The organism is Acinetobacter sp. CIP 101966 (assembly GCF_000369725.1).
In the GTDB taxonomy this organism is placed as follows: Bacteria; Pseudomonadota; Gammaproteobacteria; order Pseudomonadales; family Moraxellaceae; genus Acinetobacter; species Acinetobacter lwoffii_Q.
The window spans coordinates 1-21,196 of record NZ_KB850164.1; the positions used below are offsets into that span (position 1 = coordinate 1).

The following is a 21,196-nucleotide window of genomic DNA, read 5'->3' on the forward strand; positions in this document are numbered from 1 at the left end:
CCAATCTTGGCTCATCAATTTTCTGACAAATATTTCTCAAATAAACTTCGAGTAATTTCTACCATCAATCAATGAAAATAATTTCGATCGATCAACCAGTAAAAATCCACACAAGTTGTTCTTCATAATCTCTTAATGATCTTTCTAACACCTCGTCAGTGCTAGAAGCTGGACTTCGATATACTTAACAACTCAGCAATCCGCTTCGTTCGTTTCCGTCTATCTCGTCGGTATGGGTGCATTCTAGAGGATTTCAGAATCATTGCAACCCCCAATTCACTATATTTTTCACGTATGTCTTTTTTTTCTACAAAAATTACTAAAAAATCGCTTTTTTATCTAATTTTTAAGCGTTTTTATGCAATAAACCCACTAAACACTTCATTTTGTTTTTATAACTGAAAATTCATTTAGACCTAAAAACTATCACAATAATATTTAAAACAGTATTTTTAGCCTTTTGATATTGAAATCTTGTCTTTTATTTAAATTAGCTCGTCAAAAGAAAACCAAAATTCCCCTACCTTGCCCAACAAACCGATCTAAATCCTAGACTCCCCAATTGATGAGTTATTTTTGACGTAAAAAGCTTTTATAAAAGCCTATTCTTAGGCTGCTATATAAAAGAAGTATTCATTTTTAGTTTTCGAATCCCAAAACCATGCTTAGATCACTTATATATAGAAGATAAAGTCTGTTATTTTGCATTAAGCGACTTTTTCCTGTTGTTGCTGTCTAAGCCAGTGCTGCATAACTTCTACAATCATGTCTTTCTTGCCCTGATAATCCTCGGCAATAAAGAATAATTTCGCGCGTCGCGGTAACTGCTCTTCAATCAGGGAAAATAAAAAGTAATGCGCGGCCAGATCAAGCTGCATAAATAAAGTATAGACAGATCCATAGAGTTGCTGTTTTTGTTCGACCGGCTGGTATTCAAATAAGAATCGTAATATGCAATCGATCTGTTCATCAAAAATATCTTCTGTTGGAAAGCGATACATTCAATCACCTCTGCTTTAATTTTTTATGTTTTGCACTTTTCTTTTGGAGTCAATTGAAATGAACTCACCCTTAGAGGTCATTCACCTAAGTTCGATTTGCTGATTAATTTTAAGTTTAGTTGTTCAACAAGAAGAGTAGGCATGCAGATTTATATTTTGATTACGCAATCAGAATAAATAAAAAAGGAAGAGATCTCTCCCAAAATCTCCTCCTTAGAATTGAATCTTTACCCGATCCATTATGTCATTATTATAGTTATTCGCTTTAAAGCTTTTAAAAAGAGCCTCTTGGAAAAGAGACTTCTCAGTTGTGGAGTACTATTATTTTTACTACCCTCTAGATGCTCTAAACGAATTCTCTAGATGAATAAATCCTATACATAATAAAGATGAAAAGCAAGTGATTTGGGAAAAATTAACTCTTGTTTTCATAGGGTTTTTTTTGACTTTACTTATTTGATTTTTAAATATAGAACATCAACAAAAAAAGCAGACCGAAGCCTGCTTTTATTTCAATAACTTATCCGCTTTTTAGTCAACAAAAGTGACTTTAGCGATTGCTTTTTTACTGGCCTGAACAATCAAAGTCACGTTCTCTTTCACAGAATAGGTCGTATCTACAGTCTGCCAATCCACTTTCACTGCACCACGGCCTAATGCATCCTTAGCTTGAGCTGCATTTTTGGTTAAGCCTGCTTCACGTAAAATCGAGGTAATAAAGATTTCACCACCAAACTCGCCACGTGAAATGGTCACTTCTGGCGTGCCTTCGGGTAATTCACCTTCAGTAATGATATTACCCGCGCCTTTGTGGGCATTGGCAGCCGCTTCTGTACCATGGAAACGCTCGACCAGCTCCAACGCAAGAATCTTTTTCACTTCTTGAGGATTACGGCCTTCTGCCACTTCTTTTAATAACTGTTGAATTTCTTCAATGGTTTTAAAGCTGAGCAGATCAAAATAACGCTCAATCAATGCATCCGGCATTGAAAGCACTTTCTGGTACATCGCGCCCGGTGCATCAAATACACCAATATAGTTACCTAAAGATTTAGACATCTTGTTGACGCCATCTAAACCCTCAAGGATTGGCACTGTGATACAGACTTGTGCTTCTTGGTTATAACGACCTTGTAAGGTACGACCCATCAACAGGTTAAAGGTTTGGTCTGTACCACCCAATTCAACATCTGCTTCCAGCGCAACAGAGTCATAGCCTTGTACCAATGGGTACAAAAATTCATGAATCGCGATCGGTTGTTGATTGTTATAACGCTTGGTGAAATCATCACGCTCCAACATACGCGCAACCGTTTGCTGTGATGCCAATTGAATTAAATCAGCCGCAGTTTTTTGCGCAAACCACTCCGAGTTAAACACCACTTTGGTTTTGTTGGGATCAAGAATTTTAAATACTTGTTCTTGATATGTTTTAGCGTTCTCTAAAACCTGTTCACGTGACAATGGTGGACGTGTTGCGCTCTTGCCGGTCGGGTCACCGATCATCGCAGTATAATCACCGATCAGAAACAATACTTCATGACCCAAATCCTGGAATACTTTTAACTTATTAATGAGAACCGTGTGGCCCAAGTGCAAATCAGGCGCAGTCGGGTCAAAACCCGCTTTAATTTTTAATGGACGGTTCAATTTTAATTTCTTGAGAAGATCTTCTTCAGAAATAATTTCGTGGGTGCCTCGTTGAATGAGGGCAAGTTGTTCTTCAGCCGGCAGGAAATTTGACATCACAAAATCCAATACATCAGTTACTCAATTTGTGCGATATACTAACACTTTTTCAGCATATTGCAGGCTTAAGAATAACCATGACAGCGATCTATATTGGGGTAATGACCGGCACGAGCATGGATGGTGTCGATATTGTTGCTGCTTCTTTTGATCCACTCCAGCTTCACGCCACACTCACTTTGGCATTTGATCCTGACCTTCGGGATGAACTGATGGCACTGACTTTGCCTGATGACAATGAAATTGACCGCATGGGTAAGGCCGATGTTGCACTGGCACAAATGATTGGTCATGGTATTAATGCGCTGATTGAAAAAAATAACCTCGATAAATCCAGAATTAAGGCGATTGGCTCGCATGGCCAGACTATCCGGCATCGCCCTGAACATGGCTTCACCCTGCAAATTGGTGACCCGAACATCATTACTGAAATTACCCAGATTCCGGTGATTTCAGATTTCCGTCGTCGTGATCTGGCGGCAGGTGGTCAGGGAGCACCTTTAGTTCCGGCATTTCATCAGGATATTTTCCAGCATGACAGCATTCACCGGGTAATTTTAAATCTGGGCGGTATTGCCAATGTCAGCCTGCTACCTGCCGGCAAGCCTGAAGAGGTTTATGGTTTTGATACCGGACCGGCCAATATCCTGATGGATGCTTGGTGTTCCCGTTATACTGGCCAGCCTTTTGATGAAAATGGTAACTGGGCAGCCTATGGCACCCCGATTCGCAGTTTACTCGATCGCTTGCAGTCACACGAATTCTTCTCCAAAGAACCTCCGAAAAGTACTGGTCGTGAAGATTTCAACCTGGAATGGCTGGATGAACAGATTGCTGACTGGCGCAATGACCTGCAATACGATGAACTGGAAGATACCCCGGAAAATGTACAGGCGACTTTATTAAAGCTCACCACCCGTGCCATTAAAAAAGCCATTTACCGCTCCGGCATGGATACCGGACAGGTTTTTGTTTGCGGTGGTGGTGCCTACAACTCACATTTACTAGAGCAGTTGCGCTGGCGCCTGCGCAAACATGAATGGAGCGTACAGACTACCGCCGATCTGGGCCTCAGTCCGACCTGGGTAGAAGCTACTGCCTTTGCCTGGCTGGCCATGCGTTTTATGAATCAGCTGAATGGTAACTTGCCTGCAGTCACTGGTGCCGCTGGCTATCGCGTCCTCGGCACCATTACTGCTGTTTAAATTCAGCGAATTACTATTATCTTGCATGACTATAATAGCTACTCAAAACAGTCATCACAAAAGGTCTGCATGAATGCAGACCTTTTTTCGTTTTCAATATTTTTATTGCATCATGCGTTTGGCATTTTCATTTCTAAAAGCACGCAGAATCTGCTGACCGGCACGACCTGTAGGACTTAAGCCCAAACGCTGCTGTTCCTGACGAATCGCCTGACGGGTTTTATCTCCAATCAGACCATCCACTGCACCAATATCATAGCCACGGTTTAACAGAAATTGCTGGATCTCACGACGTTCTGCACGAGAAGTTCCCGGATCATCAGTAGGCCATGTGGCCATAAATGAACCTTTACCTTGCAGGCGATCGGATAAATGTGCAATCGCCAAGGCATAACTTTCTGCCGCATTATAGCTATAAATGGCATCAAAATTTTTAAATACCAAAAATACTGGGCCACTCGGGCCTGCAGGTGCAAGTAATCCTGCTTGAGAGGATTGTGATAAATTTCCTTGAACTAATGCCGAACCATCGGCACGTACCACCCCTTGATTGATCCAGCTACTCAAGGATTTTTTATTTCTTCGACCTTCACCGGAAACCGACATGCCTTGCGGAATCTTGACTTCAAAGCCCCAAGGTTGCCCGCTCTGCCAGCCACGCTTGCTTAAAAAGTTGGCGGTCGATGCCAGTGCATCAGGAATGCTCGAAACCAGATCACGTCGGCCATCACCATCAAAATCAACTGCAAGTTCATCATAAGTCGATGGCATAAACTGGGTATGACCAAATGCGCCTGCCCAGGAACCCTTTAATTGTTCTTCACGCACATCGCCACGCTGTAACAGTTTCATTGTGGTAAAAAACTCACCACGAAAATAACTCTGGCGACGACCTTCACAGCTCAAAGTTCCCAAAGCCTGTAATAAAGGATATTTCCCCGAAATATCACCAAAATTACTTTCGACACCCCATACCGCAACTACCGTTTCTGCAGGTACACCATAGGTAGCAGCAACACGATTGAGCACCTCACGATGTTGGTGTAGTTTTTGCCGGCCGAGCTGAACCCGTTCTTCATCCACCAAACCAGATAGATAATCCCAAATCGGGGTAGAAAATTCAGGCTGGTAATTCAGGCGTTCAATCACTGAATAATCCGGGTTTAAGTTCTGGGTATAACGATCATAGGTACTGCCGCTTACACCTCTAGCAACAGCTTGACTGCGCAAATTAGCGAGACAGTTTTGAAAATTATTTTGGGAGGCATAATTCGGGATATTTGAACTAGAGGTCAAATCAGTCGGCGTGACACGTTGACCATTAATAATAAGTTCAGCCTGTGCCTGTGAAGCAGCCAAGACCACAGAACCAATAAAAAGTGCAAGCCGTTGCATAAGACCCTTGAATATTTAGATTTTGAATTATGCTTCTACCTTAGCAGCTCATGATGAAAATTAAAGCGCCAATGCGTAAATTTAAATTCATAATTCCTACACTTTTAAATTCATTTTGTAATCTTTAAATTTAAACACGAGTTATCCACAAGCTTGTTTTAAATTCAAATCAGCAGGATTTTTAAATTTAAATTCAAAACATTTGGAATTATTTTTGAATTTAAAAAATTACTGGGGATAACTTGTTTCAGGAAAAGCGAGTCACGATCATCAACATGCTCTAATTACACTCGTTTTTGTTTTAAATTCATTTGAATAATGGGCTAATATTTTTAAATTCAAAAACTTTGAATTCATTTATCCAGTTTTAAATTTGAATTCATATTTTTTGAATTTAAAAGCGTAAGTTTAAATTCAAAGTGCGATTTAAATTTGAATTTATTTTTATGAATTTAAATTCAAAACTGCTTTCCAGTTTTAAATTCAAACTTTGATTTCAAGCTTATCTACAAGTGAATATGGCAAAATTCAGCTGTAAAAAAGGTTTTATTGGATTGTTATATTTATACTCAATTGATCAGTTTATAAGCAATTGATTTAAAAACTGATCCGACCAATGGCAGGTATTTTTGAAGAGGCGCAATCATGCCTGAAAGCAGACAAATAAAAAAGCGATCACCGAAGTGATCGCTTTTTTTATCAGCAAGTTAAAGCCTAGATGGTCATATCTTCGCTCAATGCCAATGGATTCGGTAAAATTTTCGCCAGTTGGCGGCAAAGTACAGACAATTGCGCGCTGTCATTTGGCATCAGGGTAATGTGACCAATCTTGCGGCCTTCGCGCTCTGACTTATTGTAAAGATGCAAATGTGCACCTTCCAGAGCAAGTACATCTGCAGATTTCGGATGCTGACCAATGATGTTCACCAAGACAGTTGGGCGGATCACTTCAGTTGAACCTAAAGGTAAACCTGCCACGGCACGCACATGGTTTTCAAACTGCGAACATACTGCACCTTCAATCGACCAGTGACCCGAGTTATGCACACGTGGTGCCATCTCGTTGGCATATAGGCCATTGTCTGTCACAAACAGCTCAAGGGTCAGCACACCGACATAGTTCAGATGATTCAGCAGGCGAGTGATGTATTCTTGTGCTACCGGCTGCAAGTCAGTACTGTCCGGTGCTGGCACAATCGAGTGCGACAGAATGCCGTCATGATGATGATTTTCCGCCAATGGCCAGGTTTTTACATCACCATCTTGGCCGCGTACTGCAATGATTGAAACTTCACGCGAGAAAGTCACGAAACTTTCAGCAATCAGTTCACCCGCAGGGCCCAATTCTGCCCAGGCCTGATCCATCTGATCAGCCGAACGTAAAACAAATTGACCTTTGCCATCATAACCGCCACGCGAAGTTTTCAGTACGATCGGCAAGCCCAGTTCAGCTACAGCAGCCTGTAAGCTTTCCAGTGAAGTGACCGCTTTGTACGGTGCAACCGGAATAGCCAGTTCATCAAACAAGGCTTTTTCAGACAGACGATGCTGGGCAATCGCCAAAGCCTGACGCGGCGGATGCAGTTGCTTGCTTTGCGTCAGTACATCAACATCTGCAAGTGGCGTATTTTCAAACTCAAGGCTAAATACATCTGCACTGTTAATAAAGTCTTGCAGACCATTTTCAGCTTGGCTCGAAATCACCGGACCCAAAGCAGCAGAAGGACAGTCTGTGCTGGCTTCAAAAAATGTACATTGAATATTTAATGGAAGTGCCGCTTGCGCCATCATACGACCCAGCTGACCGCCACCAAAAATACCGATGGTTTTATCCATAATCTGTGTCTCGACTTAAGCTTGGCCTGGAATATTGTTGCTTGCCACTTTATCTGTTTGCGCTGCACGGAAATCTGCAACATTTTTTGCGATCTCTGGACGGGTCAAACCCAGAATTTGCGCAGCCATAATGGCAGCATTGGTGGCACCGGCAGGACCAATAGCCAAGGTACCAACCGCAATCCCGGCTGGCATTTGCACAATAGACAGCAATGAATCAATACCGTTTAAAATCGAAGATTTCACAGGTACACCCAAAACTGGAAGATCAGTTTTCGCCGCACACATACCCGGTAAATGCGCTGCACCACCTGCACCAGCAATAATCACCTGAATACCACGATCACGCGCTTGCTCAGCATATTCAAACAGGCGGTCTGGAGTACGATGTGCAGAAACAACTTCGGCTTCAAATGGGACACCAAGCTGCTTGAGCATATTGGCAGTGTGTTCGAGAGTTGCCCAATCTGATTGAGAACCCATGATAATACCTACGAGAGGAGTATCTTGTGCAGCAGCCGCATTCATTGCAAATTTTCCAGAGATTAAAGTGAGAAAAGATAAATCTCGACGAGAGAGCCAAGCTTGAATAGGAGTGCGTATTATAGACTGAAAACTCAGCTTCATAAAATTTAACGGTTAAAGCAAGGCTCGATTTTTCTTGTTTTTTTATCGAATTTTCAAAAACTGGAATAAAAATAGGGGAGTAGCCGCAGTTACAGCTATTCAGGAACTGCGGAATACAAAATAGACACATCCACACAGACATAAAGCAGCCCAGAGATAATCCAGTTTAAAGGGCTGTTTAAACATAAAAATCATAAAAGGAACAAAGACTAGTAAGGTCACGACTTCCTGGGTGATTTTCATTTGACCGACTGCCAGGCCTTGCTGCGCCAGTAATTTGGTCGCTGGAATCATCAGACTATATTCAAACAGGGCAATGGCCCAGCTGAACAAAATCGCTTGCCAGAGCGGTGCATCATGCGGCAAAAATTTTAAATGCCCATACCAGGCCAGGGTCATAAAACAGTTGGCAATTACCAGAAGAAATAAAGCCGGCAGCATTTGCATGCACTCTGCAAAAAAGTCGAACTTATTTTACGGTTTATTTGGCGAAAAGATATTGCATCGCTTTGAAATTTTCTTTGAATTTATCCGTGAAACAGGATTTAAAAAATCCCACAACAAGGCCAGAATTTTCACTATCTTTTCAGCTAAAGCCTTGCTATCGTTGCTTGCAAATTGAATAAATCATGACAACAGCACCAATATAAAGTGATGGGTCAGACAGGAACGGAGTAAAGTAGATGCATCTGCATATTTTGGGTATTTGTGGCACCTTTATGGGCTCGTTAGCGCTACTTGCACGCGATCTGGGCCACCAGGTAACAGGTTCAGACCTGAATGTGTATCCACCCATGTCGACCCAACTTGAAAATGCGGGCATCACTTTAATGCAGGGTTATGACCGCAGTCATTTACAGCCTCATCCGGATCTGGTGATCGTCGGCAATGCCATGAAGCGTGGTATTGATGCAGTCGAATATATGCTGAATGCAGGTCTGCCTTATATTTCAGGTCCGCAGTTCCTGGCTGATCATGTTCTGCAAGGTAAACACGTGCTGGGTGTCGCCGGAACACATGGTAAAACCACGACCACCACGATGCTGGCTTGGGTACTGGATCAAGCCGGTCTGGAGCCAGGTTTTCTGATTGGCGGTGTGCCATTGGGCTTTTCGGAAAGTGCGCGTCTCGGTGGTGGGAAATATTTCTGTGTCGAAGCCGATGAATACGATTCTGCTTTCTTCGACAAGCGTTCCAAGTTCGTGCATTACCATCCAAAAACCGCAATTTTAAATAACCTGGAATTTGACCATGCCGATATCTTCGATGATCTAGCCGCAATTCAAAAGCAGTTCCATCATCTAGTTCGTACCATTCCAAGTGAAGGCCGGATTATCGCGCCGATTACTGAAAGCAATATTGATGAAGTGCTGGAGCAGGGCTGCTGGACACCTGTAGTGCGCACCAGTCTGGATGCCAATGAAAAAGCTGAGCTGTATGCAGAACAATTGTCAGCAGATGGTTCACATTTCAAAGTGCTGCAACAGGGCGTGGTCAAAGGCGAAGTACAATGGAATATGACTGGACAGCATTCGGTGGCCAATGCCTTGGCCACGATTGCTGCCGCTGAACATGTCGGCGTATCGATTGAAACTGCCTGTGAAGCACTATCGAATTTTGGTGGGGTGAAACGCCGTATGGAACTGTTAGGCACAGTCCGTGGTATCGAGGTTTATGATGATTTCGCCCATCATCCGACGGCGATTGATACGACCTTAGAAGGTGCGCGCAAACGTCTAGGGGAACGCAAACTCTGGGCAATTATTGAACCACGTTCCAATACCATGCGCATGGGCAGTCATAAAGATGGCTTGGCTCATTCAGCACGTCTGGCCGATGAAGTGATCTGGTATCAACCGGAAGGACTGGACTGGGATCTGCAACCGGTCATTGAGGCTGCGCCAAACAAGGCCAAAGTTGCACGCACACTGGATGACATCATTCAGACCGTGGTAGCAGAGGCAGGCGAGGGCGATGCCGTAGTAATTATGTCGAATGGTGGTTTTGGTGGTTTGCATCAGAAGCTGATTACTGTTTTACAAGCATAAAACAGATTTAAGTGAAGTGAAGAAGCCCGCCTAGCGGGCTTTTTTTAGCATATTAAAACGTTGATTGAGAAAAAGTGAACCGTTGTTCTGATCCTGCAATCCTATGATTTAAATATTGACCCAAATAGCAGATTTATCTCTGAACCCTCCCTGATGATCTTTTGTTGCAATCTGTACACAAGACTCATTGCAGCGCCATATCACTCAAGGCACAATCGAGAAGAACACAGGTATCTATAGGCCTGAAAGCCAGATCATAAATCAGCCCATCGCTGTCACTATATAAAAGCAATCGAGGCGTTCATTATTCTCGCTGAGTCAGGTCATTCTCATTCCTCATTCCATTAGGAGATGTGTCATGACAACGATGAAAGCGATGGTCTATTACGGCGCAAATGATATCCGCTTTGAAGACCGCCCAGTTCCCACCATTTTGCATCCCAGCGATGCCATCATTAAACTGGAAAAAGTTACCATCTGCGGTACCGACTTGGGTATCTGGAAAGGTAAAAACCCGGAAATTGAGCAGGAGGCTACGCGTAAAGAGGGCAGCTTTAAGGGACGTATTTTAGGTCACGAAGGTATTGGCATTGTGGAAGAAGTTGGTTCCGCCGTGCAAAACTTTAAAAAGGGCGACCGGGTGATTATTTCCTGTGTCAGCCGCTGCGGAACCTGTGAAAACTGCCAGAAACAGCTCTATGCCCATTGTCGCAATGAAGGCGGCTGGATCATGGGTTATATGATTGATGGCACCCATGCCGAATATGTACGCACGCCCTTTGCCGATACCTCACTCTATCATTTACCCGATGGCCTGAATCAAGATGTGGCCGTATTCCTCTCAGATATCCTGCCAACTTCACATGAAATTGGGGTGCAATATGGCGATGTCAAACCAGGCGACAATGTCGCGATTGTCGGGGCAGGGCCAATCGGCATGAGTTGTCTGCTCACCGCACAGTTTTATTCACCCGCCAATATTATTATGGTGGATATGGATGATAATCGGCTGGAATTTGCCAAGACTGTCGGCGCGACGCATATCATCAACTCTGCCAAAGAAGATGCCATTCAAAAGATTCTAGAGATTACCGATGGACGCGGGGTCGACTGTGCCATTGAAGCAGTGGGGGTGGAGCCTACCTGGAATATTTGCCAGCATGTCGTGAAGGAGGGCGGGCATATTGCCAACGTCGGCGTACATGGTAAACCGGTGAGTTTTGAACTGAACAAACTCTGGATTAAAAACCTGACCATCACCACCGGCCTGGTGAATGCCAATACCACAGGGATGTTGCTGAAAACCTGCTGTTCCGGCAAATTGCCCCTAGAAAAACTGGCGACCCATCATTTTAAATTTTCCGATTTTGAAAAAGCCTATGATGTCTTTAAACATGCCTCTGATGAAAAGGCCTTAAAAGTCATGATTGACATGACCTAATCCACATCAGACAAAAAAGTCCGCCATGCGGACTTTTTTATTTTCAGCTTTGATCCATCAGATCAAAAATAGGGGACATAACCACGCTGCTTATAACCTTTTGGCGATGCCAGACTGGCCTGATTTTCTTCCAGGCGATACAGTACTTTGAGGAATTCGGCAATTCCTGACTGCTGTAAGGCATGCGGATCAAATTGCTTCAAACCTAAACGTGAAAATAAAGAAGAAATTTCACTGTGTTTATGCACATATTTCATTGACCATTCCGAGAAATGGGAATGCTCTACCAGCGCATCTGCAAAACGCAAGATATTGTGATGGCGGGGATCCCGACAAATGCTCTGAAATAAACTTTCCACTACTTCAGCCTGACCTTCAAGGCACTGGAAAAATTTGCCATGGGAATAATACAACACCCCATGAATCTGATGCTGAACATTGAACTTCCGGGCAGTGGCCAAAATATCGCTCAGATCTTGTAACAACTCTTGTTCAGATTCTATGCGTTCACTGGCATAGCAAAGCTGTAGCATCATGCCATCTCACTAGAGGGAAGAATTAAAACCACAATTTAATCAATAATTTTAATTTAAGTCGACCATTTTTTAAGCAAATATCCGTTTTTGCTTACATGGTTTTCAGTTTGCATTTCGGGATTAAACTTTTAACAATAGTGCCTAAATTATTAAACGAATATTTTCATACACCTACCACAAGCATAAGGATTACTTGATGTTAAAAGATCTGATTTTAACCCTCGCCTTGTTATGTGTGTGTTTTATCCTGATGATCACTTTAAATAACTGGCAATTCAGTGCTCAAACCAATTTGCTGATCAGTTCAATTTTTATTAGCTGGACGATCTTGAAATTTGTTGGGCATCGTATTTATTTTCATGCCAGTTACCTGCTGATCATGGCAATTTTAGTGATGCTGCAACAGTTTGAAGAAATTTTCTGGGCGATGACCGGGGTGATGGCAGGTTTCGGTTTATATACCCTGTTACAGGTTATATTGATTCCTGCCTTGAAAGAAAAACTGCATTTATCTTTCGGGAAATCCTCTTGGGTAGTTAAATAGCCGTTGCTGCGACATCTGCCAGACTTCGGTCACGTTTAAACATGACATCCACATAGGAACATTGCGGGATGATGGTTAAACTTTTTTCACGGGCAAAATCAACCAGTACATCCAGCATTTTTCGGGCAATACCTTGGCCACGCAGGGAATCATCGACCCAGGTATGATCGGCAATGATGACGGCATCGCCCCGCCATTGATAAGTAATCTCCGCCAGGCGGCGTCCTTGATCTTCCATAAAAAATACACCACCACGTTTTGAATCTTGATATTTAATTTCCATACAAATCTAAACCTTTGTTGTCATTTTAAAATTATAAAACATCATTAAAGCGAGGCTCTCGCTCGAACACGGATTTGGCAAAAGGGCATTTTGGAATAATCCTGATGCCGTGTTCATGGGCAAAATTCACAGCGGCCTCGACCAGATAATACCCGACGTGCTGGCCGCGTAGACTGTCATCGACCCAGGTGTGTTCAATCACTAATTGATCTTCATTTACTCTGGAATAACTCATTTCTGCCAGACGTTTTTCATTTGGCTCTACAAACCATAAACCTCCAGTGTCCTGTTGCTGATGCTCGATCAACATGCCGATCCTCTCCTTGTTTTTAAGCCAGACTGACATATTTTTCCCTGCTCTATTGTTAGATTTCTTTTAAAGGATTGTGAATCTGTCCTTCTGACCAATACCGCATTTTGCTCAACAGGTTTAAACTGCCGGCCGGTTCTTTTTATCAGATATGTATGTCTAGCTCTTCTTCCACCTCTTCGGTGACACGTCAATGGGTTTGTGTGATTGCTTTAGCCTCTGCTGCCTTTATTTTCAATACCACCGAATTTATCCCGGTGGCGCTATTAAGTGATATTGGTACCAGTTTTGCCATGTCACCGACCCAGGTCGGGTGGATGCTGACAATTTATGCCTGGGTCGTGGCGCTGCTTTCTTTGCCAATGATGTTACTGACCAAAAATATTGAACGGCGTTTTCTGCTGATGGCTTTATTTGCGGTGTTTATTTTCAGTCATGTACTGTCCTATTTTGCCTGGAGTTTTAGTATTCTGGTGCTGAGCCGGATTGGTATTGCCGTGGCGCATGCACTGTTCTGGTCAATTACGGCGTCGCTTGCCGTGCGGGTTGCGCCAAAGGGCAAAGAGTTTCAGGCACTGGGCTTATTGGCTACCGGTACCGCCATGGCGATGGTTCTGGGAATTCCCTTTGGCCGGATGGTCGGGGAGGCCTATGGCTGGCGCAATAGTTTTGCCTTGATCGCAGTTGTGGCGGGCGTAGTCTGCGTACTGCTGGCCAAAACCTTACCTTTATTGCCAAGTGTCAATTCAGGTTCACTCAGCAGTTTAAAGAGCTTGCTGAAACGTCCCAGCCTGATGCTGGTCTTTGCGCTTACCGTGCTTGTGATTAGCGCACAATTTACCGCCTATAGTTATATTGAACCCTTTGCGCTGAATATTGCGCAATTCAGCTCTGCGCAAACCACCAGCTTATTGCTAATTTATGGCGCTGCGGGTCTGATCGGCTCTTACGTATTTGGCCGCTTTGCACCGCATTTTCCCCGACTCACCATTCCGCTATTTACACTCGGGCTAGGGATCTCGCTACTGTTATTGCTGCCACTGTCTCAGGGTGTATTTCAGCTTAATAGCTTGGCGTTAATCTGGGGCATCAGCATTATTGGGTTTAGTCTGGCTCTACAAGCCAAGACCTTAAATCTGGCTTCTGATGCAACCGATGTCGCCATGGCAATTTTTTCAGGTCTGTACAATGTCGGGATTGGTGGCGGTGCCTTACTCGGCGGTCTGGTAACGGCACATATCGGATTACATAGTATTGGCTGGGTAGGAGCAATCCTGGCCAGCTTGGGTTTTCTGATCAGCTTATACCTGATTCAGCGTCCGGATTTCTTAGGTAAGAAAGCGCCTTGAAGCATGATTTTTGTAAATGAAATTGTAGTCTTAGCAAAAATCTGTCATGCTTGCTGCACATTGAGCTACCGCTCAAATAAAATTTAGTTTGAACAAGGGGAGTAGCCTCCTCCAAGCGTTTAAGAATGAAATTTCAATTTTTAAACGTGTCAGAATATCGTCATTACACTTTGCAAAAAGTCGGTATCTGAGCATCTTGAAGTCACACTTTATATAAAAAAGTGGAACAGTAAGATGTAGGCAAGACCTTGATCATGTTGTTATAGATGTTTTTCATCTGGCAACTGGTCAAGGTTTTTTTATGGCTAGTTGTCCGATGTGGAGAATTCACATGGAAACCATTGGTACACTCTGGCTGTATCTCGTCTTTTTCGCGATTGTCGCAGTCATGCTGATAATCGATTTTGTCGGCTTTAAGCATCAGCATGGTCAGGAAGTTAAAGTCCGTACTGCTGCCTACTGGAGTATTGCCTGGGTCAGTGTCGCGACTTTATTTGGTGGCGGCTTATGGCTGTATCTGGAGCAGACCGCAGGCACGGCAATTGCCAATGCCAAGGTCATGGAATACTTTGCCGGTTATCTGCTGGAAAAATCCCTGGCGATTGATAACGTCTTTGTCTGGCTGATGATCTTCGCGGCCTTCGCCATTCCACCCGCACTGCAACGCAAGCTGCTGTTATATGGCGTACTGGGTGCGATTGTGCTCAGAACTATCTTTATTTTTATTGGCGCGTGGTTCGTGCAGGAATTCTCCTGGATTCTATATATCTTCGGTGCGTTCCTGGTGTATACCGGCTTCAAATTCCTGCGTGGTCAGCATGAAGAAGACAGCAATATTGAAGATATGGCGATTCTGAAATGGCTGCGTAAACATATGCGTATCACCCCGCAACTTCAGGGCGACAAATTCTTTGTACGTCAAAATGGTTTGCTCTGGGCAACGCCGTTGTTCCTGGTCCTGATCCTGGTTGAAGCCTCTGATGTGATCTTTGCCGTCGATTCTATTCCGGCTATTTTTGCCGTCACCACCGATCCCTTCATTGTCCTTACTGCAAACTTGATGGCGATTTTAGGCCTGCGCGCGATGTTCTTCCTGCTCTCGGGCGCAGCCTCAAAAATGCATTATCTGCCTTATGGCCTCGGGATCATTCTAGTCTTTATCGGCTTTAAGATGCTGATGCTAGATGTGTTCCATATGCCGATCTGGATTTCTTTGAGCTTTATTGTGATTGTCCTGACTGTGACCGCGATCTTGTCGATTCGTCATAGCAAGAAGCATAACGAAACCACCCTGTAAAAAGTAATCATAAAAAAAGCCTGCATCAGCAGGCTTTTTTTATGGTTCTATCAGGGATAATTTAGGCCATTTTTGCAAAAACTGTTTGCTTAGCATACGTTGTTCGAACACGGCATAACTGACTAAATTCGGATTCCAACGCAGCTTTAACTCAAATAGATCTGCTAAACCGAAAGGGGCGATCAACTCCAACTCATCATCTTTCAGGCGCAGTGCCAAGGCCGTGACAGTTTCTGGCCATAATGACAGCGCATGATCAATTGAAGTTAAAGGCTCACTACTTTCATTTTGATCGGTACGATACCACTCATGTACAAAGGCTTGATTGGTCACATCCCAACTGATATCTGGAAAATAGTCTTTTAACTGATCTGCAAATTGCTGTTCTATAGCGCGAGCCTGCTTATTTTTGTCATAGAAAATTACATCGACCTCAGTATGATTCATTTCATATTTCCATCCATGTAAATGCGCCCAGATCACATGACGTAACACACCCGCTGCGACATAAGCGTCAGAGTGCAATTGTGCCAACTGAAGCAAGATGCGCATTAAGGTCGGCTGCGCACGCACGATCTGTTGAAATTGATCATGATCATTGGATGGGGTCATAGAAGAATCGGGATCGCTATTTAAATATGAATGTTCATACAAACATGGCAATTTTTTCAGCTACAATCAATCGAAAAAATTAAAAGCGTAGGTTTAAAATGTCTTCTGTAATTGCAACGACAGCGATCCGTGGTCGCTTCCTCGACATTCAGAATACAGTTGCCCAAGCACGTGATATACACGACCAAGTGCGATATGTAGAAGATGGTTTAGTCATCATTCAAGAGGGTAAAATCCAGTGGTTTGGTCCTTGGCAAGAAGGGCAGTCACGACTTCCTATCAACGCTGAATTACAGCACTATCCAGATCAATTGATTGTTCCCGGGTTTATCGACACCCATATTCATTTCCCGCAAACCGAAATGATCGGGGCGTATGGTGAACAACTGCTGGAATGGTTAAATACCTATACATTCCCCACTGAAATCCAGTTCCAAGATGCATCCTATAGCGAAAAAATTGCCGAATTTTTCGTGCAGGAATTGCTTAAAAATGGCACCACGACTGCACTGGTCTTTTGTACCGTTCATCCTGAATCCGTAGATGCTTTATTTAATGCCGCAACCACACGCAATATGCGTCTGATCGCAGGTAAAGTCCTGATGGATCGTCATGCACCGGAAGCACTAACAGATACAGCAGAAACAGCTTATACAGACTCTAAAGCACTGATTGAAAAATGGCATGGACATGGGCGGAACCTGTATGCGATTACCCCACGCTTTGCACCGACCTCAACACCTGAACAATTACAAAAAGCTGGGCAGCTCAAAGCCGAATATCCGGATGTGTATGTGCATACCCATTTAAGTGAGAATAAGAATGAAATTGCCTGGGTAAAAGAACTCTTTCCTGAACGTGAAGGTTATCTGGATGTTTATCATCATTATGGTTTAACCGGCAGCAAATCCGTCTTCGCACATTGTGTGCATCTGGAAGATGAGGAGTGGAATTGTATGCATCAGACCGACTCCGCCATTGCCTTTTGTCCGACCTCAAATCTATTCCTGGGCAGTGGCTTATTTCCCCTGAAAAAGACTTGGGACAAAGGGGTCAAAGTCGGCTTAGGTACAGACATTGGGGCGGGGACATCATTTAATCAGCTGCAAACCCTGAATGAAGCCTATAAGGTGCAGCAGTTGCAGGGCGAAAAACTCTCTGCCTTTGAGGCCTTGTATCATGCCACTTTAGGTGGTGCCAAAGCCTTGAGCCTGGATGATCGCCTGGGGAACTTTAATATTGGCAAAGAAGCCGACTTTGTGGTTCTGGATCTCAATGCCACTGCCTTACAGCAGTTACGCCAGAGCAAAGCTAAAAATATTGAAGATGCGTTTTTTGCACTGACCATGCTTGGTGATGACCGTAATATTGCAGCCACCTATGTCTATGGAGCAGCCGTTTATGTCAAAGCAGCAGCCAGTGAATAAAACAAAAAAATCCCGCCGTCGCCAATACTTGATCCTGTCTGCAATGGCACTGGGCTGTGTTTTTTTATTGAAACGCGATTCAGCAGCGGCTAAAAAATGATTACATTTACAGCCAGCAAAACAGGTGCATCTCTGCTAGGGATGTATTAAAATTGCGACGTATTCAGGTGTTGCAGGTCAACACCTTTTTTATTTTGCTATTTTTACTTTTTAGGTATCTACCCATGACCGTTCAAATGAGCGTAATGATTTCCGCTGAAGAAATTCAAGCTAAAGTCAAAGAGCTTGGTGCTCAAATCAATGCACACTATGCCAATAGTGACAAAGAACTTGTGCTCATCGGTTTATTACGTGGTTCAGTGATTTTTATGGCTGATTTATGTCGTGTGATTTCAAAACCGCATGAATTGGATTTCATGACTGTGTCCAGTTATGGCGGTGGCACGGTATCGTCACGTGATGTAAAAATCCTGAAAGATTTAGACGGTGAAATCCGTGGTAAAGATGTGCTGGTGGTTGAAGATATTATTGACTCAGGCAACACCTTAAGCAAGGTACTCGAAATCCTGCAAACCCGTGAACCTAACTCGATTCAACTGTGTACTTTGGTAAGTAAACCATCGCGTCGTGAAATCGATTTGAAGGTCGAATTTATGGGCTTTGAGGTTGAAGATAAATTTATCGTGGGTTATGGCTTGGACTATGACCAGAAGTACCGTCACCTGCCATTTATTGGTGAAATCGGTCTTTAAAATCAGGTTGAAAAAAGTGGCATAAGCCACTTTTTTATACCTAAAATACAGAAAAAACCGGGAACAAAAAATAACATCTCGTTTCAGGATTCAACTTTTTATGATCCTGACTTTGTTTCAAGATGATTAAACAGATGTGAAAACAAAGACATGATAAGAAGGAGTATGCATATGTGGACAATTATTGTGGCGATCGTCATTGGTTTTGTAGCAGGTCTAATTGCACGTGCCATTCATCCGGGTAATGACAAGGCAGGCTTTATCATGACCACCTTGCTGGGTATTGCCGGCTCCTTGTTGGCGACTTTTGGTGGTCGTATGCTCGGTCTTTATTCGGCAGATTCTGCAGCAGGTCTGATTGCTTCTGTGATTGGTGCTGTGATTATTCTGTTTATTTATAATATGGTGACCAAACGCCGTACAGTCTAAACCATTCAGATGTTTCTGAGGCTGATTTGACGACCTGAATAAAAAAGCACCGGAAAAGGTGCTTTTTTATATTGAGCGACTGATAGCTTTATTTAATTTTTATAAATTGAATTCTTTAAAAATCTGCTCAATCTGCTCTGCCGGATAGGCGCCCATCACCTTAAAACCATTGGAAAAAATAATCGCAGGTGTACCATTCACCCCCATAGACTGAGCCAGTTTTTTATTCCGTTCAATCGGATTGGCACAAGTTTTTTTCGATTTAGGTTGAATTCCTTGAGCAATCAGATCTTCCCATGCCTGAGCTGGATTAGACTCGCAATACACCTGTTTTGAAGGAGCAGCCGACTGGGGTTTTAAAGGAAGAATAAAGGTATAAATGGTCAAGTCATTCAGTTTTTTCAGCTCTAGCTCAAGCTTTTTACAATACGGGCAATTTGGGTCAGAAAAGATCGCAATCTGACGTTTACCCGTACCTCTTACACTTTTTACAGCATCCTGAAGCGGTAATTTTTTCCAGTCGATACTATTTTGTTTCAGCATTAAATCACGGGTCAGATTATGTTGATCCTGAATCCGCAGCATTGGGCCGGCAATCAGATGCTTGGCATCTTCATTCAGATAAACCACTTGGCCCTGCATGGAGCCACTATAGATGCCTTTCATCTCCGTAGTCTGAATATTTTCAATTTTTAAATTGGGACTGTTTTTTGCCAAGTTAGTTTGTACCGTATCAATATTGGCAAATGCAAAGCTCGAAATGAATGTACTTAAACTAATGATCAGTGTTTTTTTTAACATGAATGTTCTACATGAATTGGATAGGAATATGCTTCGATTCTAATCGCTCTGCTTTTAAATTTCTCAAACATTTATGTTACTGTTTACACTCAGTTAAATAAGCTCATAATGTTTCACGTGGAACACCATGTATAGCGTTAGCTTGAACTCCAATCCATCTAGAAAACACATCAATATTCATAATAAATAATTGTTTTATATAGCTAAAATATTTTAAATGATAAATATCTTACTCATTCAACCTTGACCGATTTTCTGCATCCATTCTAAACTGCAGACACTTTTTATTTTCCTCGCTACGCCCTGACATGGATTGGCCAAGGATCAACACTATAACGGCATTTTCATGACAATAACGACCAGCTGGCGACCGTTCTTGATGGTCAGCCTGGCTTTAATGATGGGAACGATTGGTACTGCTTTGGCCAGTCCGCTTTATCCGATTTATCAACAGCTCTGGCATTTGCTTCCCAGCCAGATCACCTACATTTTTGTCGCCTATATGTTTGGCTGTCTCTCGACCTTGTTGTTTTTGGGCAGAACCAGTAACAGTATCGGATTTTTACGGACCCTGCAAATTGGTCTGGCCCTGATCACGCTGGGTCTGATCATTTCCGTTTTTGCCCAGAATGCACTGATCCTCTCAATTGGCCGTTTTATTATTGGGATTGCCTCGGGCCTAATGACCACTTCTGCCATGATGGGCTTGATGCATACCATCCCAGAAAGCCATAAACACACTGCACCACAACTGATTTCAATCATCACCGCAATGGGTTTTGGTTTGGGACCCTTGGTCGGTGGTGTGATTGCGCAGTTTTCCGCTGCCCCTTTGGTGATGCCATATTTACCGATTATTCTGGGTGCCGTGCTGTGTCTGATTGGCCTGTTCTGGATCAAAGCACCCAAGTTTGAGGCACAGCCCTTTAGCATGGCGCCTAAACTGCAACGACCTGAAGCGCAGTTTCATCGGGTATTTATGATTATTGCAGTGACGGCTTTTAGTGCCTTTGCCGCTTTTAGCCTGTTTGCTTCACTGTCGCCGTCCTTTGTCCGCAATATTTTACCTTGGCATGGTCCTCTGGTCAGTGGGCTGGCCATTACCAGTATTTTAGTAGTCTCAGTGATCGTGCAGTTTATGGCCAAAGCCGTCGCAGCCTCTAAATGTCTGAATATCGGCCTGATGATGATGTGCTTGAGCCTGATGATTTTGGCGCTATGTATGTATTCGAAAATCAGCCTGCTATTTTTTATCAGTGATATTTTCTTTGGGATCGGCCATGGTTTTGCCTTAATGGGAGCTTTTGCACTGATCCATCAAATGACCAGCTTAGACAATCGTGCAGCCGTCATGTCAACCTATCTGTTTATTGCCTATCTGGGCACTATTGTTCCCATCATTGCCGTGGGTTATCTGGCCGATCACTGGGGACTGGATTTCGCCGTGATCAGCTTTTGTATCGCGATCAGTCTATTGTGTTTTGCGCTGTGGTGGGCGTATCAAAAATCCCGCCTACTAGCCTAAAAAAAGCCCTCAGTTGAGGGCTTTTTTGA

21 protein-coding genes are annotated in these 21,196 nt (G+C 43.3%); 10 read left to right on the forward strand and 11 right to left on the reverse strand.

All coding sequences use genetic code 11. From position 1 onward, the window contains the following. Positions 1-707: 707 nt before the first annotated feature. On the reverse strand, positions 708-1,001 hold the full coding sequence (locus F891_RS15455) for a hypothetical protein (RefSeq protein ID WP_005104912.1): 294 nt from the start codon (positions 999-1,001) through the stop codon (positions 708-710). A gap of 531 nt (positions 1,002-1,532) precedes the next feature. After that, complete coding sequence (tyrS, locus tag F891_RS15460; RefSeq protein ID WP_005264466.1) at positions 1,533-2,747, reverse strand: tyrosine--tRNA ligase; 1,215 nt, start codon at positions 2,745-2,747, stop codon at positions 1,533-1,535. An 80-nt stretch (positions 2,748-2,827) separates the two neighbouring features. On the opposite strand from tyrS, the gene F891_RS15465 reads away from it, so the two are divergent. After that, positions 2,828-3,955: an anhydro-N-acetylmuramic acid kinase gene (locus F891_RS15465; RefSeq protein WP_005094877.1), complete on the forward strand. Its 1,128-nt coding sequence runs from the start codon at positions 2,828-2,830 to the stop codon at positions 3,953-3,955. 102 nt (positions 3,956-4,057) lie between these two features. On the opposite strand, the gene F891_RS15470 is transcribed toward F891_RS15465, so the two are convergent. From F891_RS15470 to F891_RS15485, 4 genes are all read right to left on the reverse strand, one after another. Beyond that, positions 4,058-5,350 carry a lytic murein transglycosylase gene (locus F891_RS15470; protein WP_005104915.1) on the reverse strand — a complete coding sequence of 431 codons (1,293 nt, stop codon included), beginning with the start codon at positions 5,348-5,350 and terminating at the stop codon, positions 4,058-4,060. A gap of 714 nt (positions 5,351-6,064) precedes the next feature. Beyond that, a complete protein-coding gene (locus F891_RS15475; RefSeq protein WP_004281903.1) occupies positions 6,065-7,186 on the reverse strand; it encodes a 5-(carboxyamino)imidazole ribonucleotide synthase in 1,122 nt (373 codons plus the stop codon). A gap of 15 nt (positions 7,187-7,201) precedes the next feature. Next, on the reverse strand, positions 7,202-7,714 hold the full coding sequence (gene purE, locus F891_RS15480; protein ID WP_005104916.1) for a 5-(carboxyamino)imidazole ribonucleotide mutase: 513 nt from the start codon (positions 7,712-7,714) through the stop codon (positions 7,202-7,204). 198 nt (positions 7,715-7,912) lie between these two features. Continuing rightward, positions 7,913-8,254 (reverse strand): DMT family protein, encoded by a 342-nt coding sequence (locus F891_RS15485; RefSeq protein ID WP_004647146.1) that lies wholly within the window; start codon positions 8,252-8,254, stop codon positions 7,913-7,915. 242 nt (positions 8,255-8,496) lie between these two features. Between F891_RS15485 and mpl the strand changes: the two genes are divergently transcribed. Both mpl and F891_RS15495 read left to right on the forward strand, forming a co-directional pair. Next, entirely contained in the window at positions 8,497-9,861 is a 1,365-nt protein-coding gene (gene mpl, locus F891_RS15490) for a UDP-N-acetylmuramate:L-alanyl-gamma-D-glutamyl-meso-diaminopimelate ligase (RefSeq protein ID WP_005264469.1), read from the forward strand. Positions 9,862-10,219: 358 nt separating this feature from the next. After that, entirely contained in the window at positions 10,220-11,302 is a 1,083-nt protein-coding gene (locus tag F891_RS15495; protein WP_004281911.1) for a zinc-dependent alcohol dehydrogenase family protein, read from the forward strand. Between the two features lie 62 nt (positions 11,303-11,364). Here F891_RS15495 and F891_RS15500 read toward each other — a convergent pair whose 3' ends face one another. Continuing rightward, entirely contained in the window at positions 11,365-11,838 is a 474-nt protein-coding gene (locus F891_RS15500) for a BLUF domain-containing protein (protein WP_005104921.1), read from the reverse strand. A gap of 196 nt (positions 11,839-12,034) precedes the next feature. Here F891_RS15500 and F891_RS15505 point away from each other — a divergent pair, with 196 nt between their 5' ends. Continuing rightward, positions 12,035-12,382: a hypothetical protein gene (locus F891_RS15505; protein WP_005264472.1), complete on the forward strand. Its 348-nt coding sequence runs from the start codon at positions 12,035-12,037 to the stop codon at positions 12,380-12,382. On the opposite strand, the gene F891_RS15510 is transcribed toward F891_RS15505, so the two are convergent. Continuing rightward, entirely contained in the window at positions 12,375-12,665 is a 291-nt protein-coding gene (locus tag F891_RS15510) for a GNAT family N-acetyltransferase (protein ID WP_004281917.1), read from the reverse strand. The two genes, F891_RS15505 and F891_RS15510, sit on opposite strands and share 8 nt — an antisense overlap. A gap of 31 nt (positions 12,666-12,696) precedes the next feature. Beyond that, positions 12,697-12,975: a GNAT family N-acetyltransferase gene (locus F891_RS15515; RefSeq protein WP_005264474.1), complete on the reverse strand. Its 279-nt coding sequence runs from the start codon at positions 12,973-12,975 to the stop codon at positions 12,697-12,699. A 155-nt stretch (positions 12,976-13,130) separates the two neighbouring features. Between F891_RS15515 and F891_RS15520 the strand changes: the two genes are divergently transcribed. Next, complete coding sequence (locus F891_RS15520; RefSeq protein ID WP_005264476.1) at positions 13,131-14,324, forward strand: sugar transporter; 1,194 nt, start codon at positions 13,131-13,133, stop codon at positions 14,322-14,324. Positions 14,325-14,655: 331 nt separating this feature from the next. Further along, positions 14,656-15,621 (forward strand): TerC family protein, encoded by a 966-nt coding sequence (locus F891_RS15525; protein WP_005264479.1) that lies wholly within the window; start codon positions 14,656-14,658, stop codon positions 15,619-15,621. Positions 15,622-15,660: 39 nt separating this feature from the next. Here F891_RS15525 and F891_RS15530 read toward each other — a convergent pair whose 3' ends face one another. Next, positions 15,661-16,233, reverse strand: a complete 573-nt coding sequence (locus F891_RS15530) for a nucleotidyltransferase family protein (protein WP_005264480.1) — start codon at positions 16,231-16,233, stop codon at positions 15,661-15,663. A gap of 98 nt (positions 16,234-16,331) precedes the next feature. On the opposite strand from F891_RS15530, the gene guaD reads away from it, so the two are divergent. From guaD to F891_RS15545, 3 genes are all read left to right on the forward strand, one after another. Next, complete coding sequence (gene guaD, locus F891_RS15535; RefSeq protein ID WP_005264481.1) at positions 16,332-17,660, forward strand: guanine deaminase; 1,329 nt, start codon at positions 16,332-16,334, stop codon at positions 17,658-17,660. A 224-nt stretch (positions 17,661-17,884) separates the two neighbouring features. Then, on the forward strand, positions 17,885-18,412 hold the full coding sequence (gene hpt / locus F891_RS15540) for a hypoxanthine phosphoribosyltransferase (RefSeq protein ID WP_004647133.1): 528 nt from the start codon (positions 17,885-17,887) through the stop codon (positions 18,410-18,412). A gap of 171 nt (positions 18,413-18,583) precedes the next feature. Further along, on the forward strand, positions 18,584-18,841 hold the full coding sequence (locus F891_RS15545) for a GlsB/YeaQ/YmgE family stress response membrane protein (RefSeq protein WP_004281926.1): 258 nt from the start codon (positions 18,584-18,586) through the stop codon (positions 18,839-18,841). 99 nt (positions 18,842-18,940) lie between these two features. Here the strand turns inward: F891_RS15545 and F891_RS15550 are convergent, their stop codons facing one another. After that, positions 18,941-19,642, reverse strand: coding sequence for a DsbC family protein (locus F891_RS15550; protein ID WP_005264483.1), 702 nt, complete (start codon positions 19,640-19,642; stop codon positions 18,941-18,943). 379 nt (positions 19,643-20,021) lie between these two features. Here F891_RS15550 and F891_RS15555 point away from each other — a divergent pair, with 379 nt between their 5' ends. After that, positions 20,022-21,167: an MFS transporter gene (locus tag F891_RS15555; protein WP_005264484.1), complete on the forward strand. Its 1,146-nt coding sequence runs from the start codon at positions 20,022-20,024 to the stop codon at positions 21,165-21,167. Positions 21,168-21,196: the final 29 nt, after the last annotated feature.